Origin of the sequence: Mesobacillus stamsii (genome assembly GCF_030814065.1) — a bacterium.
Lineage (GTDB): Bacteria > Bacillota > Bacilli > Bacillales > Cytobacillaceae > Mesobacillus > Mesobacillus stamsii.
Genome location: NZ_JAUSUN010000004.1, coordinates 69,071 through 90,604 on the forward strand (window position 1 = coordinate 69,071; position 21,534 = coordinate 90,604).

The 21,534-nt window shown below is 42.7% G+C and carries 34 protein-coding genes; all 34 read left to right on the forward strand.

All coding sequences use genetic code 11. The features are described 5' to 3' along the window. Nucleotides 1–156: 156 nt before the first annotated feature. The 34 genes from J2S25_RS04230 to J2S25_RS04395 all read left to right on the forward strand — a co-directional run bounded on the left by J2S25_RS04230 (nt 157) and on the right by J2S25_RS04395 (nt 21,521). The gene (locus J2S25_RS04230) at nt 157–294 is read left to right on the forward strand and encodes a hypothetical protein (RefSeq protein ID WP_307191271.1); all 138 of its coding nucleotides are present in this window, start codon (nt 157–159) and stop codon (nt 292–294) included. 26 nt (nt 295–320) lie between these two features. Then, nucleotides 321–1,034, forward strand: coding sequence for a phage antirepressor KilAC domain-containing protein (locus tag J2S25_RS04235; protein ID WP_307191272.1), 714 nt, complete (start codon nt 321–323; stop codon nt 1,032–1,034). A gap of 93 nt (nt 1,035–1,127) precedes the next feature. Next, nucleotides 1,128–1,712: a hypothetical protein gene (locus J2S25_RS04240; RefSeq protein WP_307191273.1), complete on the forward strand. Its 585-nt coding sequence runs from the start codon at nt 1,128–1,130 to the stop codon at nt 1,710–1,712. Next, nucleotides 1,697–3,685 carry a coiled-coil domain-containing protein gene (locus tag J2S25_RS04245; protein WP_307191274.1) on the forward strand — a complete coding sequence of 663 codons (1,989 nt, stop codon included), beginning with the start codon at nt 1,697–1,699 and terminating at the stop codon, nt 3,683–3,685. Before J2S25_RS04240 ends, J2S25_RS04245 begins: the two co-directional genes overlap by 16 nt. Next, nucleotides 3,685–3,918 (forward strand): hypothetical protein, encoded by a 234-nt coding sequence (locus J2S25_RS04250; protein WP_307191275.1) that lies wholly within the window; start codon nt 3,685–3,687, stop codon nt 3,916–3,918. Before J2S25_RS04245 ends, J2S25_RS04250 begins: the two co-directional genes overlap by 1 nt. Further along, nucleotides 3,915–5,018, forward strand: a complete 1,104-nt coding sequence (locus J2S25_RS04255) for a hypothetical protein (protein WP_307191276.1) — start codon at nt 3,915–3,917, stop codon at nt 5,016–5,018. Before J2S25_RS04250 ends, J2S25_RS04255 begins: the two co-directional genes overlap by 4 nt. Beyond that, nucleotides 5,015–5,716: an MBL fold metallo-hydrolase gene (locus J2S25_RS04260; protein ID WP_307191277.1), complete on the forward strand. Its 702-nt coding sequence runs from the start codon at nt 5,015–5,017 to the stop codon at nt 5,714–5,716. The genes J2S25_RS04255 and J2S25_RS04260 overlap by 4 nt, the downstream gene beginning before the upstream one ends. 32 nt (nt 5,717–5,748) lie before the next feature. After that, nucleotides 5,749–6,099 (forward strand): hypothetical protein, encoded by a 351-nt coding sequence (locus tag J2S25_RS04265; protein ID WP_307191278.1) that lies wholly within the window; start codon nt 5,749–5,751, stop codon nt 6,097–6,099. Between the two features lie 150 nt (nt 6,100–6,249). After that, nucleotides 6,250–6,516: an AbrB/MazE/SpoVT family DNA-binding domain-containing protein gene (locus J2S25_RS04270; protein WP_307191279.1), complete on the forward strand. Its 267-nt coding sequence runs from the start codon at nt 6,250–6,252 to the stop codon at nt 6,514–6,516. 38 nt (nt 6,517–6,554) lie between these two features. Continuing rightward, nucleotides 6,555–7,442 (forward strand): DnaD domain-containing protein, encoded by an 888-nt coding sequence (locus J2S25_RS04275; protein WP_307191280.1) that lies wholly within the window; start codon nt 6,555–6,557, stop codon nt 7,440–7,442. A gap of 16 nt (nt 7,443–7,458) precedes the next feature. After that, nucleotides 7,459–7,653, forward strand: a complete 195-nt coding sequence (locus tag J2S25_RS04280) for a hypothetical protein (protein ID WP_307191281.1) — start codon at nt 7,459–7,461, stop codon at nt 7,651–7,653. A gap of 11 nt (nt 7,654–7,664) precedes the next feature. Continuing rightward, nucleotides 7,665–8,234: a dUTP diphosphatase gene (locus J2S25_RS04285; protein ID WP_307191282.1), complete on the forward strand. Its 570-nt coding sequence runs from the start codon at nt 7,665–7,667 to the stop codon at nt 8,232–8,234. Further along, nucleotides 8,234–8,644: a RusA family crossover junction endodeoxyribonuclease gene (locus J2S25_RS04290; RefSeq protein ID WP_307191283.1), complete on the forward strand. Its 411-nt coding sequence runs from the start codon at nt 8,234–8,236 to the stop codon at nt 8,642–8,644. The genes J2S25_RS04285 and J2S25_RS04290 overlap by 1 nt, the downstream gene beginning before the upstream one ends. Before the next feature lie 11 nt (nt 8,645–8,655). Continuing rightward, entirely contained in the window at nt 8,656–9,030 is a 375-nt protein-coding gene (locus J2S25_RS04295) for a replication terminator protein (protein WP_307191284.1), read from the forward strand. 36 nt (nt 9,031–9,066) lie between these two features. Beyond that, a complete protein-coding gene (locus tag J2S25_RS04300) occupies nt 9,067–9,774 on the forward strand; it encodes a hypothetical protein (RefSeq protein ID WP_307191285.1) in 708 nt (235 codons plus the stop codon). A 19-nt stretch (nt 9,775–9,793) separates the two neighbouring features. Next, a complete protein-coding gene (locus tag J2S25_RS04305) occupies nt 9,794–10,651 on the forward strand; it encodes a hypothetical protein (RefSeq protein WP_307191286.1) in 858 nt (285 codons plus the stop codon). 141 nt (nt 10,652–10,792) lie between these two features. Next, complete coding sequence (locus J2S25_RS04310) at nt 10,793–11,182, forward strand: DUF7694 domain-containing protein (protein WP_307191287.1); 390 nt, start codon at nt 10,793–10,795, stop codon at nt 11,180–11,182. Next, nucleotides 11,183–11,455, forward strand: coding sequence for a hypothetical protein (locus tag J2S25_RS04315; RefSeq protein ID WP_307191288.1), 273 nt, complete (start codon nt 11,183–11,185; stop codon nt 11,453–11,455). Next, entirely contained in the window at nt 11,456–11,740 is a 285-nt protein-coding gene (locus tag J2S25_RS04320; RefSeq protein ID WP_307191289.1) for a hypothetical protein, read from the forward strand. Between the two features lie 161 nt (nt 11,741–11,901). Next, the gene (locus tag J2S25_RS04325) at nt 11,902–12,051 is read left to right on the forward strand and encodes a hypothetical protein (RefSeq protein WP_307191290.1); all 150 of its coding nucleotides are present in this window, start codon (nt 11,902–11,904) and stop codon (nt 12,049–12,051) included. An 11-nt stretch (nt 12,052–12,062) separates the two neighbouring features. Continuing rightward, entirely contained in the window at nt 12,063–13,352 is a 1,290-nt protein-coding gene (locus J2S25_RS04330) for a DNA cytosine methyltransferase (protein WP_307191291.1), read from the forward strand. Between the two features lie 23 nt (nt 13,353–13,375). Beyond that, entirely contained in the window at nt 13,376–13,696 is a 321-nt protein-coding gene (locus J2S25_RS04335; RefSeq protein ID WP_307191292.1) for a hypothetical protein, read from the forward strand. Between the two features lie 13 nt (nt 13,697–13,709). Beyond that, nucleotides 13,710–13,883 carry a hypothetical protein gene (locus J2S25_RS04340; protein WP_307191293.1) on the forward strand — a complete coding sequence of 58 codons (174 nt, stop codon included), beginning with the start codon at nt 13,710–13,712 and terminating at the stop codon, nt 13,881–13,883. A 37-nt stretch (nt 13,884–13,920) separates the two neighbouring features. After that, nucleotides 13,921–14,439 carry a DUF5651 domain-containing protein gene (locus tag J2S25_RS04345; RefSeq protein WP_307191294.1) on the forward strand — a complete coding sequence of 173 codons (519 nt, stop codon included), beginning with the start codon at nt 13,921–13,923 and terminating at the stop codon, nt 14,437–14,439. 2 nt (nt 14,440–14,441) lie between these two features. Continuing rightward, nucleotides 14,442–14,741 carry a hypothetical protein gene (locus J2S25_RS04350; RefSeq protein WP_307191295.1) on the forward strand — a complete coding sequence of 100 codons (300 nt, stop codon included), beginning with the start codon at nt 14,442–14,444 and terminating at the stop codon, nt 14,739–14,741. A 40-nt stretch (nt 14,742–14,781) separates the two neighbouring features. Continuing rightward, nucleotides 14,782–15,018 carry a hypothetical protein gene (locus J2S25_RS04355; RefSeq protein ID WP_307191296.1) on the forward strand — a complete coding sequence of 79 codons (237 nt, stop codon included), beginning with the start codon at nt 14,782–14,784 and terminating at the stop codon, nt 15,016–15,018. Between the two features lie 82 nt (nt 15,019–15,100). Then, nucleotides 15,101–15,577: a single-stranded DNA-binding protein gene (gene ssb / locus J2S25_RS04360; protein ID WP_439117485.1), complete on the forward strand. Its 477-nt coding sequence runs from the start codon at nt 15,101–15,103 to the stop codon at nt 15,575–15,577. Nucleotides 15,578–15,613: 36 nt separating this feature from the next. Continuing rightward, nucleotides 15,614–15,781: a hypothetical protein gene (locus J2S25_RS04365; RefSeq protein ID WP_307191298.1), complete on the forward strand. Its 168-nt coding sequence runs from the start codon at nt 15,614–15,616 to the stop codon at nt 15,779–15,781. Nucleotides 15,782–15,796: 15 nt separating this feature from the next. Continuing rightward, nucleotides 15,797–16,255: a sigma-70 family RNA polymerase sigma factor gene (locus J2S25_RS04370; RefSeq protein WP_307191299.1), complete on the forward strand. Its 459-nt coding sequence runs from the start codon at nt 15,797–15,799 to the stop codon at nt 16,253–16,255. A 317-nt stretch (nt 16,256–16,572) separates the two neighbouring features. After that, complete coding sequence (locus J2S25_RS04375; protein WP_307191300.1) at nt 16,573–17,487, forward strand: terminase small subunit; 915 nt, start codon at nt 16,573–16,575, stop codon at nt 17,485–17,487. Further along, nucleotides 17,471–18,736, forward strand: coding sequence for a PBSX family phage terminase large subunit (locus J2S25_RS04380; RefSeq protein WP_307191301.1), 1,266 nt, complete (start codon nt 17,471–17,473; stop codon nt 18,734–18,736). Before J2S25_RS04375 ends, J2S25_RS04380 begins: the two co-directional genes overlap by 17 nt. 11 nt (nt 18,737–18,747) lie before the next feature. Next, nucleotides 18,748–20,193: a phage portal protein gene (locus tag J2S25_RS04385; RefSeq protein ID WP_307191302.1), complete on the forward strand. Its 1,446-nt coding sequence runs from the start codon at nt 18,748–18,750 to the stop codon at nt 20,191–20,193. After that, complete coding sequence (locus J2S25_RS04390) at nt 20,186–21,199, forward strand: minor capsid protein (protein ID WP_307191303.1); 1,014 nt, start codon at nt 20,186–20,188, stop codon at nt 21,197–21,199. Before J2S25_RS04385 ends, J2S25_RS04390 begins: the two co-directional genes overlap by 8 nt. Nucleotides 21,200–21,212: 13 nt before the next feature. After that, nucleotides 21,213–21,521 carry a SprT-like domain-containing protein gene (locus tag J2S25_RS04395; RefSeq protein WP_307191304.1) on the forward strand — a complete coding sequence of 103 codons (309 nt, stop codon included), beginning with the start codon at nt 21,213–21,215 and terminating at the stop codon, nt 21,519–21,521. Nucleotides 21,522–21,534: the final 13 nt, after the last annotated feature.

Genomic DNA, 21,534 nt, shown 5'->3' on the forward strand with positions numbered 1-21,534 from the left:
ATGAATTGAATACGCAATCTCCCAGAGGTGAATAACCTCACTTTTTTTGGCGAATGTTGCGAAAAATGTTGTCGATAATCACTAGATGCTGATGATTGCCGGAATTAAATAGGTGAATTGGTCAGTTCATGTTGTCGATTGAAGGAGGTGAAGGAGATGGCGCTAAGTAAAGACCTTTTAATGTACGTAGCAGATGGGGATCTACACGCTAAGATGGATTCTGTTGAATACTCTACCAATCTACGAGAAATCGTAACTTTGGGCTATATGTTGGAAAATCCATCTGAAGAATAAAAGTTCTTAGCGTAGGAGGGAAGCGGATGAACGAATTAATTGCTACATCGAAGAACGATCAAGGGGAAATCATTTTAAGCGGTCGTGAATTACATGAGTTTTTGGAAGTTACTACGCCCTATACAATGTGGTTCGAACGGATGTCTGAATACGGTTTTATTGATGGGCAGGACTTTATCACAAAAATGTTAGAAAGTACTGGCGGCAGACCCAAACAAGATCATTACCTAAAACTCGATATGGCAAAAGAACTCGCGATGATCCAAAGAACCGAAAAAGGGAAACAAGCAAGACAATACTTCCTGCAGCTAGAAAAAATGTGGAACTCGCCTGAAATGGTCATGAAGCGAGCTTTGGAATATGCAGATAAGAAAGTGCTCGAATTAAAGAGTCAGATTGCATTAGATAAGCCAAAAGTGTTGTTCGCTGAAGCAGTTGAAGTTTCAAAGACATCCATTCTAATCGGAGAATTATCTAAGTTGCTTAAACAAAATGGTATCGATATCGGTCAGAACAGATTGTTCCAGTGGATGCGTGATAACGGTTATCTCATTAAGAAGAAGGGAGAAATGTTTAATTTGCCTACCCAGTACAGTATGGACCTTGGACTTTTCGAAATTAAGAAAAGAGTGGTCAACAATCCGGATGGTTCTATTAGAACTACTAGGACTCCTAAGGTCACTGGTAAAGGGCAGATTTACTTCATTAACAAATTTTTAGAAGAACAGGCGGTGTCTTGATGATTCTGTTTGCCAAAGTATTCGGTTTAGTACTTATAGCTTTTATTGCAGGTGTCATCATCGGAGATTATCACGCAGACAAGGAGAAGGAGAATGAACAAACCATTTAATGTATTATCACATCACCTAGAAAAGGCAGTTAAGGAATACAGCTGCGTCTACTCTTGTATCGCCAGAGCGGAGAATGCACTGGTCGCAGGAGATTACGATCTAGTTATCAAACGTGCTGAGGATTTGATTCGCTCGGCGGCAGAACTTAAAGATATGCAGCAGAAGAAAAAAGTAGTGGATGAAATCATCGGGGAACTTACGGGAACATCAATCTTAGTTATCCAAATTGAAAGGGGTGATGCTAACAAAATAGGGGAGAAAAAAACTCCTGTCTGCAAACAGGAGCCAGAAAAAAACATTCAATTACCTTCAGTCTACCACGGTTCGGAGACTGAAACAAGGAGGTCAACCATGGAGGAGCGGTTGAGGAAACTAGAAGTCGCACTGCAGCACACTGAACTTATGCTGAGACTTCATCAAAGGTCAGTAAATAACAATCCCAAAGAATATAGCGACAGTTTCAAACATGGCCAAGAGTTAATTTTCAATGATGTCTTCCCTAGCCTGGAAGAGGCTAAGTCGGAATTTAAATTACTTAAGGAGGAATTACTTTGCCAAAAGAATTAAAGCTAATCAGCTTAAGGTTGAAGAACTTCAAAGGAATTAGAGACTTCCTATTGAAAGCCAATGCATTAAAGTTAAAAGTATTTGCAGATAACGGATTAGGCAAAAGTACGCTATTCGATGGATTTCTGTGGCTCCTGTTTGACAAAGACAGCCAAAATAAAAAAGATTTCGCTATCAAGACATTGGATAGCAACGGCAATGAAATGCACAACCTGGAACATGAAGTCGAAGGCGTATTCTCTCTGGACGGCCAGGAACTTACCTTGCGAAAAGTGTTCGCGGAGAAGTGGACCCGAAAGCGCGGATCCGCGACTGACGAGTTTACCGGGCACGAAACAAAGTATTACATCGATGGTGTTCCGGCCAAGAAAAAAGAATATGTCGATAAAGTCGACACGATCGTTAAGGAAGATATCTTTAAACTTCTCACTTCACCATCTTTTTTTAACGAGCAAGTAAAGTGGCAGGATCGCCGGAAAATCCTTTTGGACATCTGCGGAGACATATCAGATATGGACGTCATTGCATCTGACACTAATCTTTCCAGATTGCCTGACATCTTAAAAGGCCGCTCGATTGAGGATCACAGAAAAGTGATTGCTGCTAAACGTTCAGACATCAATAAAGAACTTGATAAAATCCCAGTACGAATTGATGAAATTCAGCGAGGATTACCGGATTTGAGTGAGTTAAACAAACAGGCGCTTGAGTCTGATGTGACCAGATTAAACGCAGAAATCGATGAAAAAAGCACGCTGATCAACAATATCCGAAACGGCAATGCGATATCAGCTAAACAGCAAGAAATCCAAAAGCTAGAGATTGCCATGTTGGATATCAAACAAGCCCATGAAGCCGGTTCGAAAGATAAAGTCTACCAGCTGCGTGCGAAGCTGCAGGAAGAATCATCAAACGCTTCCATCATTGAATCAAAGATAAACAATGCCAAAACTCGCAAACAGATGCAAGAAAGCTCTGTCAACACCTACAATCAGACGCGGGAACGATTGCTGAAGGAATGGCATGAAACCAATGACAAAGTATTCAAGCATGAATCGGACTGCAGCTGTCCTACTTGCGGACAGGCACTGCCAGAGGAGCAATTACAGGCGGCCAAAGACAAGGCGCTGTCGGACTTCAACCGAATTAAATCAGAGCGTCTTGAAAGGATCCAGAGCAACGGCAAAGCCAATACAGCACAACTTGAAAAGGCGCAGGCTGAAATTGCGGAAATTGACAAGGAAATCGAAAAGCTTACAACTCAGCTAGGCGAAAAGAAAGAGGCTGCGGCCAAGCTTCAGCAACAGTTATCAACAGAAGAAAGTATGGTTGTGGATATTCTGGATAATCCAGATTATCGGGCGAAGTTGGAAGAAAAACAAAAGGTTGTTGCTGAAATTCAAGAGTTGCGCCAGGCAGCAGATGCGTCAATCCAAGATGTATATAGCGAAATTGCAACATTAAAGACAACTCGTGACCAGAAACAATCAGAGATTGGGAAGTTTGCCTATGCGGATCAAGCCAAGAAGCGCGTCGCTGAACTGGCAGAACAGGAGAAGATGCTTACTGCTGAATTTGAAAAGCTTGAGGGCGAATTATTCCTGACTGAAGAGTTCATCCGAACAAAGGTCAACCTTCTGGAGCAGAAAATCAACAGCAAGTTTAAATACGCTCGATTCAAACTCTTCAAACAGAACATCAATGGAGGAGTAGAGGAAACCTGTGAAACATTGTTTGAGGGAGTCCCATATTCCAGTGGCTTAAATAACGCGGCGAGAATCAATGTGGGCTTAGATATCATCAACACTCTTTCCGAGCATTACGATTTCGCGGCTCCAATCTTCATAGACAACTCAGAGGCGGTTACCAAGTTGATTGAAACAAACACACAAGTTGTCAGTCTGGTTGTATCAGAGCCAGACAAGCAGCTTAGGGTTGAATATCAAGAAGAAGCAAGGGAGGAGGCAGTCTAATGAATTTATTCATCCAAACGAAAGCTTTTAACCCTAGCTTGATAGGATGCGCTGTAAGAATTAAAGGTCATGATGTGGATGGCGAGGCATACAACAGGTTGTTTTTAGTTAAAGACACAGAGTCTGACCATATCAAAGTTGTTAACTCAGTTGGAAGCGTACTTGAAATTGGAATGGAGAATTTTGAAATACCGGGATGCTTAGAAGTTACAGTACTGGAGGAGAAAGAATGAGCACGCAAAGCGAAGTAGCAAAACAGGAAAAGCCATTTGAAACAACATTAACAAAGGTGAATAACACCTATATGCCAATGATTCAACGCCAGCTTCAAGGTAATGGAGTTAACATGGATGATTACTCCAAACAGTGTGTTATTGCTGCTATCAGCACCATTAACAGTGTCCTGGATACAAAAGGGATCAAGTGGAATGATTCCCAGCTTGACCAAAGCAACATCACTCAAACATTGCTGGATGTCGCAGCTCTTAAACTAAATGCAGCGGCAAACCCTCGGGAAGTATATTTTCAGCTTAGGAATGTAAAGCGCGGTGATTCCTGGGTGAAGCAAATCGAAATGGGCATCGAGGGTGACGGAAACGACGCAATCCTATCAAGGTTCGGCCGTGGAGTGGAATCGGTTAAGCAATTCTGGCTGGTCAGAGAAGAAGACACATTTGTGTATCCCAGTTACAACGGGCTTGAAATGACACCGCCGCAATGGACACCTTCCGGGAAGGGTGATGTGATTCGCGTTGTATATCCAATCGTCAGAAAAGACGGTTCTGTAGAATTCCACATTACGGAACGTGATGACGTCGTTAAGAATCTAATTGCTCATGTTAGTAATAACTTAATGAACGAAACCTTCGGGATTGCTGCTGACCGTTTTAAAGCGACTCCAGACCAAAAGAAAAAAATCATGGATAAGAAACTGGAAGTGTTAAAGAAAGTACAGAGTCTTGGTTTGAAAGCTCTGGACGATGAGGAGTTACAAAACTATATCAGTCCAGCATGGAAGGATCCACAGAGCAGAGAGTCCATGATTATCCGGAAAATGAGAAACAACATCGTCAAGAAGATTCCTAAGGACTTCGGCAGTGCCTTTGTTGAGTTGACATACGATAAAAACGCTGATTCTACCTATCAGAATGTCAGGAAAGAAATCAACGACAATGCGAATCAGGAATTGTTGGACTTTGGACCTTCTGAACAGCCAGAAGCAATTAAACCAACGGCTGAGCCTCAAAGTAACCCAAATATTATCGACTACAGTGATCCGGCAGAAGAACCAAAGCACGAAGAGGCTAAACCCGAGAGAGTGGATCCGTTTTGATTAAGATACGGTCGTTCGGTAGCTCAAGTGCAGGAAACTGCTACTACGTTACCGACGGCCACACACCTTTGTTACTTGAGGCAGGAATCAAATTCAAAGAGATTCAGCGAGCGCTAAACTTTCAGACATCTTCGATTGCCGGCTGTCTGATAAGTCATGAACATGGCGATCACTGCAAGGCTTACAAAGAGGTAATGAAAGCCGGGATAGACATATACGCTACCCAGGGTACTCTCGAAGCAATCAAGGCTAGTGGACATCGTATAAAACCTATTCAAGCCAAGAAGCAATTCACTATTGGAACATGGACCATCCTTCCTTTTGAAGTGGAGCATGACGTGGCTGAGCCGGTGGGGTTCTTACTGGCTAATCAGCAGGGAGAGAAACTACTATTCGCAACAGATACCTACTACATTAGGTACAAGTTTCAGGGGCTAACTCACCTGATGGTCGAGGCAAATTATTCATTGGAGATACTCAACGAAAACATCAAGCGCGGATCCATACCTCCAGTTATGAAAAAGCGGCTCATTAGGTCACACTTTAGCCTGGAGAACGTGAAAGAATTCTTGAAAGCAAATGACCTTTCGAAGTTACAGGAAATATGGCTGCTTCATCTTTCGGATTCAAACAGCAATGCGGAGTTATTCAAGAGGGAAGTGCAGGAGCTGACCGGGAAGCTAGTTATCGTACCTTGACTCATAACGAAGTAATGGGGGTGTTGAGAGCGTTGTTTAAGTTAGGACAAGAAGTCAAATTCAATAAACGGTATGTAAAGTCTGGCGAGAGCGTTCCTAATGAAGTTGACTACATGAATGAAGAACAAAAAGAGAAATGGGAAAACGGTGAGGATATTCTAATTGAAAAGCTAAAAATGGAGGATTTAGGCGAATATAGAGCTGGAATTGTTGTCGGGAAACGTAACGTTGGGATATCGAGTTTATTAACTTGGCACGACAACGAATATGTCACTAATCCACATTGGAAAAGTATTGAAACCACCTATGAAACCGTTTATTTGGTAGCAACGAATTTGAAAGGTTTTCATAAAGTACCTGAAAAAGAGCTGCACAGTTTGTAGCAAACAATACAATCCGAAGATTCCCGGCAACACCGCTGGCACGGTATACCGGGATCGGATCCATTAAAAAGCTTGTACTAGAAATATACACAATAATTGTTCGGTTTATGCCTATTATTCTTTAAAAATATCAAATCGGAGGAGAAACAAATGAAAAACTTAGGAATCGTTAGAAACATGGATGAACTTGGCCGCGTGGTAATCCCAATGGAGGTTCGTCGCACAAACGGTTGGGAGCCTCGCACGCCTCTTGAAATTCTTGCAACTGATGAAGGTGTATTTATCCGTAAGTACCAGCCGAGGGACAGCGAGAAGGAAAAGGTCGCTGAAACACTAATCGCCATGGCAGCTACAGCGAAGGATCAAGCGCAGAAGGATGCTTTGACACAAGCAGTTGCACTCCTTAAGAAGAACTAGATTCATAGTTTGGCAGAGTAAGTAAGGGAGGTGGTCCCTTGCAGGGGTACATCAAAGATCATCGCAAAGAGCTTCATAGTGACATCTGGATGATGCCCCCTCTGTACCATCGCACATGGCAGTATCTCAAATACATCGTCAACCATAAAGACAACACTATCCCGATGAGGGACGGAACATTCATGACGATCAAAGCGGGTCAACACCTAACTTCTTTAAGAGACATTGCCAGGAACATTGGATGGTACGAGGGGGTGAAATGGAAAGAGCCAAACCCTAAGACCGTAACGACCATTCTTGAATGGTTAGAGAATCAATCCATGATAAAAATTGAACGTGGTAAGGGTAACAGGCAATACACACTGATAACGTTGTTAAATTGGCATTTGTATCAGCAAAACTCTATTGAGGGTAACAGCTCGGAAACAGCCGGTAAACAGCTCGCGGATATAAACAAGAATGATAAAGAATGTTTTAAGAATGATAAAGATTCTACTACTACCACGGAGCACCCAATTCAGCTTTTTGAAAAAATGTTTTGCCGGTTATCAACCAGGCAGATGGAAGACCTTTATCAATGGCTGGATGATTTTAACGGCCAGGAGGAAATACTTAACGAAGCGATCAGGATTGCGGACAACAAAAATAAGCGTTATTTCGGATTCGTGGAGTATCTGCTGAAAGAATGGTCCAACAGCAAACTAGACAGTCTTGATAGAATACGAGCTTTTGAGCAAGAGAAATTCAATAAATATCAAAAGCCGCGTACTGGGAAGTCGACGGTAAGGAAAGAGCAGTTGCCGGACTGGTTCGAAAAACAGAAACAAGGTATTGAGTCGGAGCCAGAAAATAAAATACCTGATGAAGAATTCCAAAAGCTGAAAGCTGAACTTGAAGAGAAATTCAAAAAACGTAGCAAAGATTAGAAATGAGGTTAGGGGAATGAGAAAAGCTGATGCAGCCATGTCTGCACTTGTCAGGAACAACCTCATCGAGAAATTAACATCCAAGGGCATTAAGGAAACAAAGGATGGTACAAGCATTTACACGCTAAGCGAGAAGGCGCTGGTACGTGAGATTGTAATCTCTCAGTACCAGGAGAGAAATATTGACAGTCCGGATAACGGATGGTTTTAGGAGGGGAAGAATTGAACCTTAAACACATGTTTGAAATGCAAAAAGCACTCGATGATCACATTTTGGACGAGCATCCAGAACTGAAAGGCCAGGACAACCTGGAATGGAAGACGCTGGCTCTGTTAGTGGAAGTAGGTGAATGTGCTAACGAATGGCGCGGGTTCAAGAAGTGGAGTAAAGATCAACAGCCCAGGGTGAAAGTGAAAACAGGCTATGAAATGGTGGATAACCAGTTTGGTGGTATTAGTCCTGACTTTAATAAGCCAGTTTTTAAAAACCCACTCCTAGAAGAATATGTGGATGGATTGCATTTTGTTTTATCGATTGGAATAGAACATGAATTTGTTGATGAAGTTTTAGAGTATTTCGAACCACATTTCATTCAGGATCATAAAGACCCAAATGTAACGAAACAGTTTAATTCGGTATTTGAAGCTGCGTCAGGATTACATGGATATGAAAGTCTTCTTTACAGTTATCTGGCTCTTGGTGAAATGCTTGAATTCACACAGGATGAAATCGAAGAAGCATACATGGCCAAGAACGCTATCAATCACAAACGTCAGGAGAGTGGATACTGATGATTCAGTTCACAGTCTATGGAGAACCAGTCGCACAAGGTAGACCGAGAGCATCTACATTTCACGGCCAAGTTAAGTTATATGATCCAGCCAAATCGAAGGATTTCAAGAAATACGTGAAACTGGTAGCTTCTCAGTATCGGCCAGTCAAACTTTTGGAAGGTCCGCTTTCTATGAAAGTGGTTATCTATAAATCATCTTTGAAGAGTTTCAGCAAGAAGAAAACGGATGCAGCTGAAAGGGGGGAGTTAAGGCCAGTTACAAAGCCGGATGTTGATAACTATGTCAAGGGAGTCAAGGATGCACTTAAATCGGTTATCTGGAATGATGACAGCCAGGTCGTGGATTTGCATATCAGTAAATTCTACAGCCAGACACCGAGAATTGAAATAACGGTTGAAAAACTTTAGGAGGTTAACACATGTCAAACAAGATCATTGATTTAAACACATTTGCAGATGGAGCACTTGCTGAACGTGCCAACGTGGAGCTACAGAAAATCCTTGAGAACATCGCCGATCCAAACACAGACGCTAAGGTAAAAAGAAAGCTAACCCTGACAATCACCCTTGCTGCTGATGATAAAAGGGATGTTGTTTTAACAAATGTTGTTGGAAAAAGCACTCTTGCACCAGCTAAGCCAATTGAAGCGAAGCTCATCATGGATTTGGATAACCAAGGCAAGGTGACAGGAGCAGAACTTAAATCCGGTGTTAAAGGCCAGACATTCTATGACGCAGAAACTGGCGAGATTCAAGATGACCGTGGAACGAAAATCGTAAACTTCAAAAACTAATCTAAAAATCTACTAAAACCATATGGAGGAATGAACATGATTAAAGAAGCACTGCAGTATCTTATCAACCTTGGAAATGTTGAAGTGAAATATGAAAACGAACAAGTTTACTCAACGCAGCCTCTTCACCTTTTGAAAGAACCGATTGCTAAACCTCTTGAAGTAAGAAGCCTTTCAGGGGTTGTTGAGTATCTAAAATCAAAATTCGATGTAAATCAGCAATTGATGGTTCACGTTAATAGCCCGACCGAAGTTGTAGCTTTTGGCGCTTTGAATGCAAACGAAAATCGTAATCAATTCATTCAGGCAAACGCCTTGATTCCAAGTTTCTCTTTCGACCGCTGGTATGACGCTGAAGAATTCAATATTAAGCTGCAGTCCACATTTGTCCGAAACGAAGATCGCGACATCATGCTTAAAGTGGTTGGGAATATCAAAGAGGAAAATGTAAAGACAGTAGGTGACGACGGTGTATCACAAGCAGTTTCAGCGAAAGTTGGAGTTGCAACAGTCGCTACAGTCCAGGTGCCGAATCCGGTCGTTCTGAAACCTTACCGCACATTCGTTGAAGTAGATCAACCTGAAAGTGATTTTATTTTCCGTATGCAAAACGGCCCGCGCTGCGCATTGTTTGAAGCAGACGGCGGTGCCTGGAAGCTTCAGGCAATGAAAAACATTCGTACTTACCTCCAAGAAGCTCTAGCAGAAGAAATCGAAGCTGGAAAGATTGTGATCATAGCTTAATAGTCTGCGAGGTGTTTAGATGGCAAGGTTGACAAAAATATCTCCTTACCGAACCGGGGCTCCCCGGTTCGGCACTAAGGGGCACGTTGAAAAGTGGGATAACAGTGTCAAGGTATCGTATCTATCGCCAGAGGAGCTTGAAGAATACAGGAGCGGACGAAAGGGAGGAAGCAGGATGGTAACGTTTGACGACTATCTTAAACTCGAAAAGCAAGGTCTCAAGAAAGAACAAATCGCTAAAGAATTGGGGATGAGCACAGCTACCCTTTACAATCGTTTGAAAGTCTGGAAGCAACAGCCACTCAAAAGTGAGCCGGAAAACGCACAGGAGCCTCAAGAGCAAAAAGAAAAACCTTCCGAGGGTGAAAGGAAGCAAGATGGTAAATCAGGTGAATTGGTGGCTCTGATTGCGACATTGAAAGCGGAAAAGGCAACGCAGGAGGAAAAGGTCCGGGAACTTGAAAAGATTAATCAAGATCGAGAAACGGCTTACGAAGCTCTAAAACATTCACATAACGATCTCAGCAGTCAGTACTCAGCGTTAAAAGCTGCTGTATCGGAAAACGATTTTGAAAAAACGAGAAAAGTTATTGAGGAATATCGCATACAGGCTAGGGAGTTGCAGGATAAATTGCAGGAAACAGAAGACAACATGCAGGAAGTGCTGGGTACTAATGAAAACTTGCATAAAGAAATCCTCATCATGAACGAAAGCGTCATCCGATCAACCGAGCTTCTTAACGGAGCATCAGATGAATTTGAAGCACTTACCAGGAGATACAACGAATTATCTAGGAAATACACCAATTTAACTAGAGAGGTAGAACCTTTACGCCAGCTGGCACTCATGAAACTGCAACAAGATGTAGGCGCATGAGAAGGGCGCGACTGAGGTTCTGGGTCGTGATGATGAAATACGAGGAAGGTCTTGCGATTTGGATTTGCGAGCCCTTGCGCCGAAAGGAAATCCAAAAAAGACTTGAGAAGGGCTGGAAGCTTCATGGGTGAGAGGTGGAACATGAGTAGGTCTGAACGCAGGCGACAGGATAAAGATCAAATTGTTGGGTGGGTCCGCCATCCCTCTCCTAAGCAATTAAAAACAGGTTCTGGATGGTTCGGAGAACTTGATCGAGTTTACCGAGACAAGAACAGTAAATATGTCGTGATGATTCGGAATGTTGAAACTGATTGGGGAACCGTGGAACATGCCTGCATACGAAACGCTGCCAGCACAGATATTCCTTGGAAAGAGAAGCAGTGGATCAAGGATCAAATCTTCGGTCCAGAAAGAATTGCGGTAGAAGTTTTCCCAAAGGAAAGTGAGCTGGTGGACGAGGCAAACATGTATCACCTGTGGGTTCTTCCGCCAGGAATGGATCTACCATTCGGATTACAGGAGGAGAAATAGATGGGCGAAAAAGCTTTTGAAGGAACCATCCTTGAAGGCAGAGAAAGACGCTACACGATATTGAACGAACGTGACATCGCCAAGTATGCGGGCAAGAATCAAGCGGATCTCATGAACGAAGCGATAGACGATGTGCTCAGAGAAGTAGAAACAGGAAGAGAACAAGAGGGGAAAAAGCCTTTTAATTCGTATGTTGTGATTAATGTTGACGAACCATACATCGATGAAATCATTGCTGTTATGAAACGACACGGGCATTGGGAGGAGAAATAGGTGCCAATCTTAGATATTGGAAACACCAAGCAATTGGAATTTGGTTATGGCGACATCGAAGTCGCACCAGGGCTACTGGAGCTCGAGGAAACTATCGGTGTAGTTTGCTTCATTCAGACGGAACGGAAGCCAATAGGGGTGCATACGGACTATGATGAACCTATTAAACTGCCAATGGAAGAAACACCAGTCCGCATGACGTTCGAGAAAACGGAAAGTATTGACGTGTTGATCTGGGCCTTACAGGAAGCTAAACGCAAGATGATTGCCAAAAGCCTCCGATAAAAACCAAAAAGCCATGAAGCTGGTTAGGCTATCAAGGCTTTATGGCTACTCTTTTTTAAAATTAATCAATACTGAGGACCTTAATCATATCAATTGTTTCAAAAGATGTAAATATCAGCCACGAATAATACAAATTTATACAGTGGAATGAGGGAATTCACTTGAATCTTAGAGTAGATATTTATTCATGCAATGGCTGTGGCCAGGCGATTGTCAGTGAGGAGAACGAGGATATTGCTGTTTGCCCATATAAAGGTTGCGAGTCGTACGATTTTGAGTATTCCCATTCTGGCCATGTTGTGAATGATTAGGAGGTCACCTGGTGAAGCAACTTGATTTATTCAGAGAAATTATTGTAGACAATTTCGCCGGTGGTGGAGGTGCTTCGACAGGGATTGAAATGGCTACAGGGTTATCAGTTGATATCGCTATAAATCATGACCCAGCAGCCATCGCCATGCATAAAGCAAACCATCCGGACACCGAGCATTATTGTGAAAGCGTTTGGGAAGTGGATCCACGCGAAGCCGTCAAAGGAAGGCCAGTCGGATTAGCGTGGTTTAGTCCAGACTGTAAGCATTTCTCGAAAGCTAAAGGCGGTAAACCGGTCAATAAAGAAATCAGAGGTCTTGCTTGGGTAGCGGTCAGATGGGCAGCTACAGTAAAACCAAGGGTTATCATGTTGGAAAACGTTGAAGAATTTAAGACCTGGGGGCCGATTGGCAAAGACGGTCAACCTATTAAGGAAAAGCAGGGCATAACGTTTAAACGCTTTGTTAAATCCCTCAATAAGCTTGGATATAAAGTAGATTTTAAGGAGTTATCTGCTTGTGATTTCGGAGCACCTACTACTAGAAAACGATTCTTTATGATTGCTAGATGTGACGGCCGGCCGATCTTATGGCCTGAGCCTACTCACGGGCACCCAGAGAGTTTAAGAGTGCAATTAGGAAAATCAAAGCCGTGGAGAACAGCTTCAGAAATAATCGATTGGTCAATTGGCACACCATCTATTTTCACTCGTAAAAAACCATTGGCTGAAAACACGTTGAAACGGATTGCTAGGGGCATGAAAAAGTTTGTTATTGAAAATCCTGATCCTTACATCGCGCCGATCAAGCCATCAGATGAAGGCAATAGCAATCGCGTAGCAGCTTTTTTGACAAGCTATTATACCGAGCAAAAAGACGAAGTTAGAGGACTTTCGCTGAATAGCCCGCTTCATACGATTACAACCTCAAATCGATTTGCGCTAGTCACGGCATTTCTAACTAAATATTACGGCGCAGGAATCGGCCAGGAGCTAACCAGCCCAGTGCACACTATCCCAACAAGGGACCGCTTCGGATTAGTGACAGTCCAAAGTCAAAATTACAGGGTAACGGACATCGGAATGCGTATGCTACAGCCACATGAGTTATATGAGGGGCAAGGATTTCCGGAGATTTACATCATTGATCGAGATGATTTAGGCAAGCCTTATCCTAAAAAAGAGCAAGTGGCCAGATGTGGTAATTCGGTGCCCCCTAATTTACCTGATGCACTGGTTAGGGTGAATTTACCAGAATTCTGCGTTAAGGAAAACCGTTATAAAAAAACTGTTGCTAATTAGAAAGTTTCCTAGAGGTGAAAATCATGATCGACAAAAGACAAATTAAGAATTGGTTGTGTGAAGATTGCACATTCGTGTTCCAGACGTTCGGCATGGTTAAGCGAGGCGGGAAGAAGAAATATTACTGCCCGAAGTGCGGGGATAATGTCGCTGTGACCGAATATACATCCGATCGGGTTAATAAAAGTCGGATGCCAATAGCCTGGAAAGAAGAAGAATTGAAAGTGATTGACCAAGTCATGAAGGGTGAGCTGCTAAGATACCAGGCTGCTATTCTGCTGGGGCGCTCGATTCAATCGGTCAAAAGGAAAGTTGAACGGATGAATGAATTGAAAGCTAAGTAAAGGAGCGAAGAAATTGGATAAAACGAAACTGGATATAAACAATCCGCACCATCAATTGCTTATCGGTACGTTATCAATGTTTGTGGACGACTTCGGTTATACCACTAGAGAATTATTTGAGCTAATGAACGATAGTCAGAAACAGTTGTGGAGCGGGTTGGTTGAAATGGGAAAAGAAAAACGGTAGGTAATAAATCGACCCATGCAGGGAAGGAGTGAAAGCAATGAGGGATTATCTTAATTCGAATGAAAAAAACCAGTTCATGGTTCTACAGTCGATTGTGCAAATGATGGACGGCTTAAGAAACAGCGGAGTGAATGGTCCAAAAATAAGCAGCATGTTGGAAGATTGGACGAAAAGAGACAACATGACGAAAGCTGAACACAAAAATCTCAAAACATCTGAAACGTTTTTGAGAAAGTTTTTGGCTTCTGTTTACGAACGGTTAAATTCCAAAGAGCAGGATGTCATAAAGAAAAAACTCGTGAAGTTTGATTTCAAGCTGATTGATGATTATACGCTGAAGCAAATTGACCGGGATATTAAAGATAAAATCACCAATGCTGTATTACCGAGGCAACAATTCTACGACTGGTCCTCAGAGATCATGGCGGTTAAATGTAACGGGTGTACACAGGAGTGGAATACATGCCAGCTGCACCAAGTGTTTGATGATAACCTCGTTCCAGAGAGTGGATTCGATTGCAAGAATTGCAAGTTTGCTTATACCACTGGGGAATGAAAGTGGATAGAAAGCGGGGCGAAATGCAGCAATTAACTATTTTTGACTTGGCGAACGAATACGATGAACCTGAAAAAGATGAAATTGTGATAACTCCCAGGACTGGCATCATCAAAAATCAAGCTTCGATTTATTACAAAGGTTGCCACATCGCAAACGCTCGTATATGCGGAAATGGGCTCTATGAAGTTAGACCAAGATTAGAATATTTCGCTAGTCGGGATTCGGCAATCCAAACAATGAGCGAGGAAGAAATCGCAGAGTTTAGCAAGAGGTCATTTGTTAATTACGTGGTGAAGTGAAGACAAAAAATGCGACACAAACAAAAAGGAGGAATGAAGAATGAAAAGAACAGTTGAGGTTAGGCACGACAGTACAGGCAAGGAAATACAGTTGCATGATGTCTTAAAAGACGAAGAAACAGGAGAAATGGCTTTAGTGGTCTATGCTTCAAATAAAGCTGGCGTTCGTGGGTTAGCAGTAGAAAACAAACTAATTGGAGTAAATGATTGGTTAGATGTTTTTCCAGACGGTGTATGGACTATTGTAGGAAACGCTAGTGTGTCATCACATTCTTAGACTGGTGAACATTTCGAAGACATACCTCATTAGCCTTACCAATCTAACAATCTATAAATTAGACAGGAGAATATAACATATGATGAATCGCGTTGTTCTTGTAGGTCGCCTGACCAAGGATCCAGAACTCAAAGTTACACCAAATGGAATTGCTGTTGCTGCTTTCACGCTTGCGGTAAATCGTTCGTTTACTAATGCGCAGGGTGAAAAAGAAGCGGACTTCATTAATTGTGTGGTATGGCGCCGTCCTGCTGAGAATGTTGCTAACTTTTTGAAGAAAGGTAGCCTTGCAGGTGTCGACGGACGAGTGCAGACTCGCAGTTATGAAAACCAGGACGGAAAAAGAGTCTATGTCACAGAAGTACTGGCCGAAAGCGTTCAGTTCTTGGAGCCGAAGAAAGAAGGAACCAATGACGAGTACGCCGATCAAGCCAGGAGAGAAGCGGATAAAATCGGGCAGCAGAATCAAAACCAGCAACGTGACCAGCCATACAGTCAACATGATCCGTTTGCCGGTGGCACTCAAATCGACATCTCAGATGATGATCTTCCGTTTTGATTTTAATAAATTCATAGTTTTACAGGGGGAGTAAGCATGTATAAAGTTGAAACCTGGTTTATGACAGAAGAAGAACGCTTAGCTTACATCGAGAAGCATCCCATCAAGCCTACGAAAAAGCCAAAGCGGTCTTCAAACATAGAATTCATCGATTACAAATGGAGAAGTGAAAAAGCCACTGAAAGTCGTTGGGGAAAGAACTAGATAGGAGTGGTACTGGTGACAGCTGAAGAAATTGAAAACTTAATACGCGATTATTCATGGATGGCCAGAGAAGTATCAAGACTTGAAAGATGCTTAGAAGGTGCACCACTCTCATCAGGTAGCTGGGGAGTGGCACAGTATGGTATAGAGGCAGCAATGCCGCGAGGATCAGCTGGCAAAAGCCAAGTAGAATTAGCTGCAATGGATGAAAGAGAAACGCGTATTTATAAACGAATTATGAAATATAAAAATAAGGTTATCGCTCTCGAGCATGCCTCTGACTTAATTACCGGTGACATTCACAAAGCGGTTTATGATTGTTTGTTGTTTGACCAAATGAGTATGAGAGAAATTGCGATTCAGTTAGGAGTTTCAAGAGACAAGGTGAAGCAAACCAAAGAAGAAGTTTTATACCAATTAAGCCAACATGACCATTTTCAGCAATTGTTGAAATCGTCAAAAAAAACAAGTTAAAATTGGAGGTAGGTGCGGCGCGGCAGAAACAAACGCCGATACCACTGAAATATACTTAAGCCAGCGTCACCTTGCGGTGGCGTTTTTCTATGTTCATTTTATGGGGTGAGAATGATGAAATTAGCCAATAAACTGTCTCAAAAAGATAAAGAGAAATTGGACAGGCTAACATCACCTAAGAAAGATCGTCATATGAGTCAAGATGAAATTGAGGACCTTATGGGAATGCATCGGGATACATACAAAAGGGTGCACGGAAAGATAAGACGTCGTTAATTGACATACAGAAAAAATGTTCCGGGGGTGGGTGAAATGTAATGCCAAGAGCTAGAGATCCTAATCGAGAAAAAGCCTTCGAACTATGGAAAGAGAAGAAAGGCGAAATAACTAATAGAGCCTTAGCTGAACAATTAGGTGTCCCAGAAAAGACCATTGGTGCTTGGAAATCGAAAGATAAATGGGTACAACAAACAAATGGAGTACTACAAACGAATAAACGGAGTACTCCGAAAAAGAAAGAGAAGCTGCATCCTCTTGAGTTGGATGAAGATATTACGCTGGACAATTTTCTTGAGGACAGTGAGCTTACCGAGAAACAAAGGATATTCTGCCTCTATTACGTTCGAACCTTCAATGCGACTCAATCTGCTATCAATGCAGGCTATTCTTCTGTTACAGCACATGTACAAGGGTCTAGATTGTTAACCAATGTTAAAGTTCGTGAGGAAATCAAGCGAATCAAGCAGGCGATGACCAACGAGTTATTCATTGAAGCTGTGGATGTGCTAAACAAATACATCAAGATTGCGTTTTCCGACATCACCGATTATCTGACATTCGGGCAAAGAGAAGTACCTGTAATGAGCGCGTTTGGTCCGGTATTAGATGAAGAAGGCAATCAGGTATACAAAGAGGTTAATTATGTAGATTTCAAGGATGCGGGCTTTGTGGATGGAACCATCATATCTGAGGTTAAGCAAGGTAAGGATGGCGTATCCATTAAGCTCGAGGACCGCAAGTGGGCACTAGATAAACTAGACAGATACTTTGATATTCTACCAGATCAATTCAAGCGAAAAGTAGAGGAAGAGAAGCTTAAGCTAGCAAGAGAGAAGTTGGAATTCGAGAAACTGAAAGCTACTGGTGAGGATGGGGAAACTGAGGATGACGGTTTCTTAGAAGCTCTTCAAGGCAAAGTGGATGAGGTATGGGACGATGCTGAAGAAGATTAAAGCAGCTGTGTTTAAATTCCAACCATTCTCAAAGAAGCAGATGAAAATCCTTACTTGGTGGCTGCCTACTTCTCCGATGAAAGATAAAGATGGAGTTATCGCAGACGGAGCGATCCGGAGCGGAAAGACACTATCCATGTCATTATCATTCGTACTCTGGGCTTTTTTTGCGTTTGATCAACAGAATTTTGGTATGTGTGGGAAGACAATTGGCTCATTCCGCAGGAACGTATTGTTCTGGCTTAAATTAATGCTAAGAGCTCGTGGTTACAAAATAAAGGATCAACGAGCAGACAACCTGATTATCATCAGTAAGAATGGCAAAGTGAATTACTTTTACATTTTCGGCGGTAAGGATGAACGTTCCCAGGACCTGATTCAGGGGATCACACTTGCTGGCGTATTCTTCGATGAAGTCGCATTGATGCCGGAAAGCTTTGTCAGCCAGGCAACCGGTCGTTGTTCTGTCGACGGGTCAAAGTATTGGTTCAACTGCAACCCAGCTGGTCCTTATCATTGGTTCAAGGTCAATTGGATCGATAAAAAGAAAGATAAGAAGCTTATTTATCTGCACTTTACGATGGACGACAATTTATCATTGTCCGAAAACGTAAAAGAGCGTTATCGCCGCATGTTTGCCGGTGTGTTCTATAAGCGGTACATTCTTGGCTTGTGGGTAATGGCCGAGGGAATCATTTACGATATGTTTGATAAAGATGAGCATGTCGTTAAAACTGAACCAAGGCGCTACACAGATTACAAGATAGCAAGTGACTATGGTACACAGAACCCGATGGCTTTCGGTCTGTGGGGGCTATGCGATGGAGTATGGTACAAAGTCAAAGAGTACCATTATGATGGCAGGCAAAGAAAAATTCAAAAAACGGATGAACAATATGCGAACGATCTTGAAGAGTTTGCAGAAGGATTGACAAAGACAATTGTCGTTGACCCAAGTGCTAGCTCATTCATTATCCTGCTTAAAAAACGTGGGTGGGTTGTAAAGAAGGCCAGGAATGATGTTTTGCAAGGCATTCGAAACATGGCCACTGCCTTATCGACTGGATTGATTAAATATAACGACGTCTGCAAGGAAACATTGAGGGAGATTCACTCTTATGTTTGGGATGAGAAGGCTATAGCACGTGGTGAAGATAAGCCAGTGAAGCAGAATGATCACCAGATGGATGCTGACCGCTATTTCGTTAATACAATCTTATTCAATGACAATATTAAATTCTTGAAGTGAGGTGATAGAGAATGGTTCTATCCCATTTGTTTGGACAGGCAGATTACGAAAAGTTCAATGAGATCATTGATAATCTTCCTGAAGGGCTCATTACCGATGAGGAAGTCCTGGAACTCGAGCTGCAGAGCTGGATGAAGTCAGAGGTTCGTAAATTAATGATCCTTGGTGAGGAATACTACAAAAATAAGACTGACATTCGCACAACCAAGAAAGTGGACCTTGATTGGAAGTCGAATAATAAGCTAGAGCACGATTTTGTTAAGAAACTGGTCAACCAAAAAGTCGGTTATCTCTTATCAAAGCAGCCTACGATTTCAACAGAGAAGGACACTTACGCAAAACTGCTTGAGGAAGAAGTATTCAACAGGAACAACCTGAAAACAATTAAAAATCTTGGTAAAGAATCAATCAATAAAGGCATTGCCTTTCTATATGTCCATTACGATGAGAACGGGGAGTTCAGGATCCGCAAGCTTAAGAGTGAGCGCATTTTGCCTTTCTGGGCTGACGATGAACATACAGAAGTGCAGGCCTTTTTGTATTTTTATGACGAGGTCCGTTACATCAATAAACTGAAGAAAACGGTGACTCTTGTTGAATACCATCATCCATACGGCATTACTCATTTCATTCTGGATGGCGGCAAGTTGGTTCTGAACGTGGAGAAAGAGGAGCAAACCTACCACGCCAAAATCGGTGAACAGGAGCTGCTCTGGGAGCGAATCCCGCTGATTCCTTTCAAGTACAACGAGGAAGAGCAGCCGCTAATCGATTCAATTAAATCGCTAGTCGATAACTACAATCTGCAGGCATCAACCAATGCTGACCTTTTGGCGGATATCCCTCACTTTATCTATAAGTTAGTAGGTTACGAGGGTGAGAGCTTAGCAGAGTTCATGGAGAACCTCAGAACGTTTAGGGCAATCAAATTTGGTGAGGGCGGTGACTTGGATAAACTCCAGGCAACACCTCAAACCGAAGCAGCTGAGAAGGAGATTGACCGGGACCGTAAGTCCATCTATGAGTTCGGCCGCGGTGTCGATACGACAGATGATGACCTAGGCAATGCATCAGGTGTTGCTCTGAGATATCGTTATTCAGACCTCGATATGGACTGCAACATCCTTGAATCAGAGTTTCAATCGAGCCTGGAGCACCTTATCTGGTTTGTGGATCAGCATTTCATTTTGACCGGCAGAGGTGACTTCACGAATGATTCGGTTGATATCATCTTCAATCGAGACATTATCATCAACGAATCAGAAGTCATTGAAGACTGCTCTAATTCAGTTGGCATCCTGGATGATAAGACAATCCGCGAGAACCATCCGTGGTACACACGAGATGTTGAACAACGATTGAAAGAACAAGAAGCATCCATGCAGCAGAAGACTAATGAGCAGCTGAAGCAGGAGTACAATGCAGCATTTAATAAAGATGTGAATAACAATGAGTAGGTATTGGGATGAACGCGCAGCTCAACGGGAGATGGAAGCCCAGCTGATTGCGAGCAAGTACCTCTCGCAATACCAGAATAGATTGAGGGAAGCGCAGCTTGAGATTATCCGAGAGATTGAAGCATTCTATGGCCGCTACGCTGTTGAAAATAAAGTGACAATGAAAGAGGCCCGCAAGATCCTCAACTCCAAAGAGCTGGAAGAGTTTAAATCAGTTAATTTGGAGAAGTTCAGAGCATTGTCTCTGACAGGAAATCCAGAATACAACTTGCTGCTGAATGCCATCAGTTACCGTGTTCGCATCTCTCGCCTCGAGGCATTAGAAGCTAAGATTCGAATGACGATGATTGAGCTTTACGGCGGCACAAACGGATTACAGGACATTACCTATTCTGGACTCGCTGAGGTCTATCACGATTCCTATTTCAAACACATGTATGACTTCTATCAGGCAGGTGTTTTCGCAGGTTCTGTGGCCAGGTTGGATGATGACACGATGAAGACAATTCTCTCCTATAACTGGAGCGGGAAGGAATTCTCGCCTCGGATTTGGGGTCATCAAAGTGAAGCATTGCAAAAAATCCAGAATGAACTTGAAAAAAGCTTCACGGCAGGTCGTTCACTGAAACGTACATCACGAGCTCTTGCCAATGTCGCAGACGTTTCTTATTCAAGGGCCGAGGCGTTAGTCAGGACAGAAGCTAACTTCTTCCACGGGTACGCTGCTCATAACAGTTACCAGGATGCAGGAGTCGATAAGTATGAAATTCTAGCCACACTCGATTTCAGAACGTCAGATCGCTGCCGTGAAGAAGATGGAGAAATTTACGATGTTTCAAACTATCAGCCAGGCAAAACAGCGCCGCCGTTCCATGTGCGCTGCAGGAGCACTACCGTTGCCTATTTTGATGAGGATGAGTACATGGATGGGGAACAGAGACAATCAAAAGATGGACTGGTTGACACTGTCACCTTCAAGGATTGGTACAACCAATACGTAGCGTAAAGTAGGTGTTCACATGATTCCGGATAAAATCAAGGTCGCTGGCATTGATTATGAAATTGAGGAAGTGGATGTTGTCATCCTGGATGGTAGCACGAGTTATGCAGGCTCATGCCTCTACACAGAATCTAAAATCGAACTTCTAAAGAATTTGCCGAAGACTAAAAAGGAACAAACCCTGGTACATGAAATCATTCATGCTTGTCTTTTCGAGGCCGGGTTTAATGAGCACGATGAGGACATGGTGAATCGCTTAGGCATCGTTCTATATCAGGTGTTGAAAGATAACAACCTGAACTTTGGAGCTGATAAAGCGGAAAGGTAAGGTGGTCCAATTA

Bases quoted from the DNA above. Each gene is read 5' to 3' on its own strand.
- J2S25_RS04230 (WP_307191271.1), top strand. From the start codon at position 157: ATGGCGCTAAGTAAAGACCTTTTAATGTACGTAGCAGATGGGGATCTA.
- J2S25_RS04235 (WP_307191272.1), top strand. From the start codon at position 321: ATGAACGAATTAATTGCTACATCGAAGAACGATCAAGGGGAAATCATT.
- J2S25_RS04240 (WP_307191273.1), top strand. From the start codon at position 1,128: ATGAACAAACCATTTAATGTATTATCACATCACCTAGAAAAGGCAGTT.
- J2S25_RS04250 (WP_307191275.1), top strand. From the start codon at position 3,685: ATGAATTTATTCATCCAAACGAAAGCTTTTAACCCTAGCTTGATAGGA.
- J2S25_RS04255 (WP_307191276.1), top strand. From the start codon at position 3,915: ATGAGCACGCAAAGCGAAGTAGCAAAACAGGAAAAGCCATTTGAAACA.
- J2S25_RS04270 (WP_307191279.1), top strand. From the start codon at position 6,250: ATGAAAAACTTAGGAATCGTTAGAAACATGGATGAACTTGGCCGCGTG.
- J2S25_RS04280 (WP_307191281.1), top strand. From the start codon at position 7,459: ATGAGAAAAGCTGATGCAGCCATGTCTGCACTTGTCAGGAACAACCTC.
- J2S25_RS04290 (WP_307191283.1), top strand. From the start codon at position 8,234: ATGATTCAGTTCACAGTCTATGGAGAACCAGTCGCACAAGGTAGACCG.
- J2S25_RS04295 (WP_307191284.1), top strand. From the start codon at position 8,656: ATGTCAAACAAGATCATTGATTTAAACACATTTGCAGATGGAGCACTT.
- J2S25_RS04300 (WP_307191285.1), top strand. From the start codon at position 9,067: ATGATTAAAGAAGCACTGCAGTATCTTATCAACCTTGGAAATGTTGAA.
- J2S25_RS04305 (WP_307191286.1), top strand. From the start codon at position 9,794: ATGGCAAGGTTGACAAAAATATCTCCTTACCGAACCGGGGCTCCCCGG.
- J2S25_RS04310 (WP_307191287.1), top strand. From the start codon at position 10,793: ATGAGTAGGTCTGAACGCAGGCGACAGGATAAAGATCAAATTGTTGGG.
- J2S25_RS04315 (WP_307191288.1), top strand. From the start codon at position 11,183: ATGGGCGAAAAAGCTTTTGAAGGAACCATCCTTGAAGGCAGAGAAAGA.
- J2S25_RS04335 (WP_307191292.1), top strand. From the start codon at position 13,376: ATGATCGACAAAAGACAAATTAAGAATTGGTTGTGTGAAGATTGCACA.
- J2S25_RS04345 (WP_307191294.1), top strand. From the start codon at position 13,921: ATGAGGGATTATCTTAATTCGAATGAAAAAAACCAGTTCATGGTTCTA.
- J2S25_RS04355 (WP_307191296.1), top strand. From the start codon at position 14,782: ATGAAAAGAACAGTTGAGGTTAGGCACGACAGTACAGGCAAGGAAATA.
- ssb (WP_439117485.1), top strand. From the start codon at position 15,101: ATGAATCGCGTTGTTCTTGTAGGTCGCCTGACCAAGGATCCAGAACTC.
- J2S25_RS04365 (WP_307191298.1), top strand. From the start codon at position 15,614: ATGTATAAAGTTGAAACCTGGTTTATGACAGAAGAAGAACGCTTAGCT.
- J2S25_RS04375 (WP_307191300.1), top strand. From the start codon at position 16,573: ATGCCAAGAGCTAGAGATCCTAATCGAGAAAAAGCCTTCGAACTATGG.
- J2S25_RS04380 (WP_307191301.1), top strand. From the start codon at position 17,471: ATGCTGAAGAAGATTAAAGCAGCTGTGTTTAAATTCCAACCATTCTCA.
- J2S25_RS04385 (WP_307191302.1), top strand. From the start codon at position 18,748: ATGGTTCTATCCCATTTGTTTGGACAGGCAGATTACGAAAAGTTCAAT.
- J2S25_RS04390 (WP_307191303.1), top strand. From the start codon at position 20,186: ATGAGTAGGTATTGGGATGAACGCGCAGCTCAACGGGAGATGGAAGCC.
- J2S25_RS04395 (WP_307191304.1), top strand. From the start codon at position 21,213: ATGATTCCGGATAAAATCAAGGTCGCTGGCATTGATTATGAAATTGAG.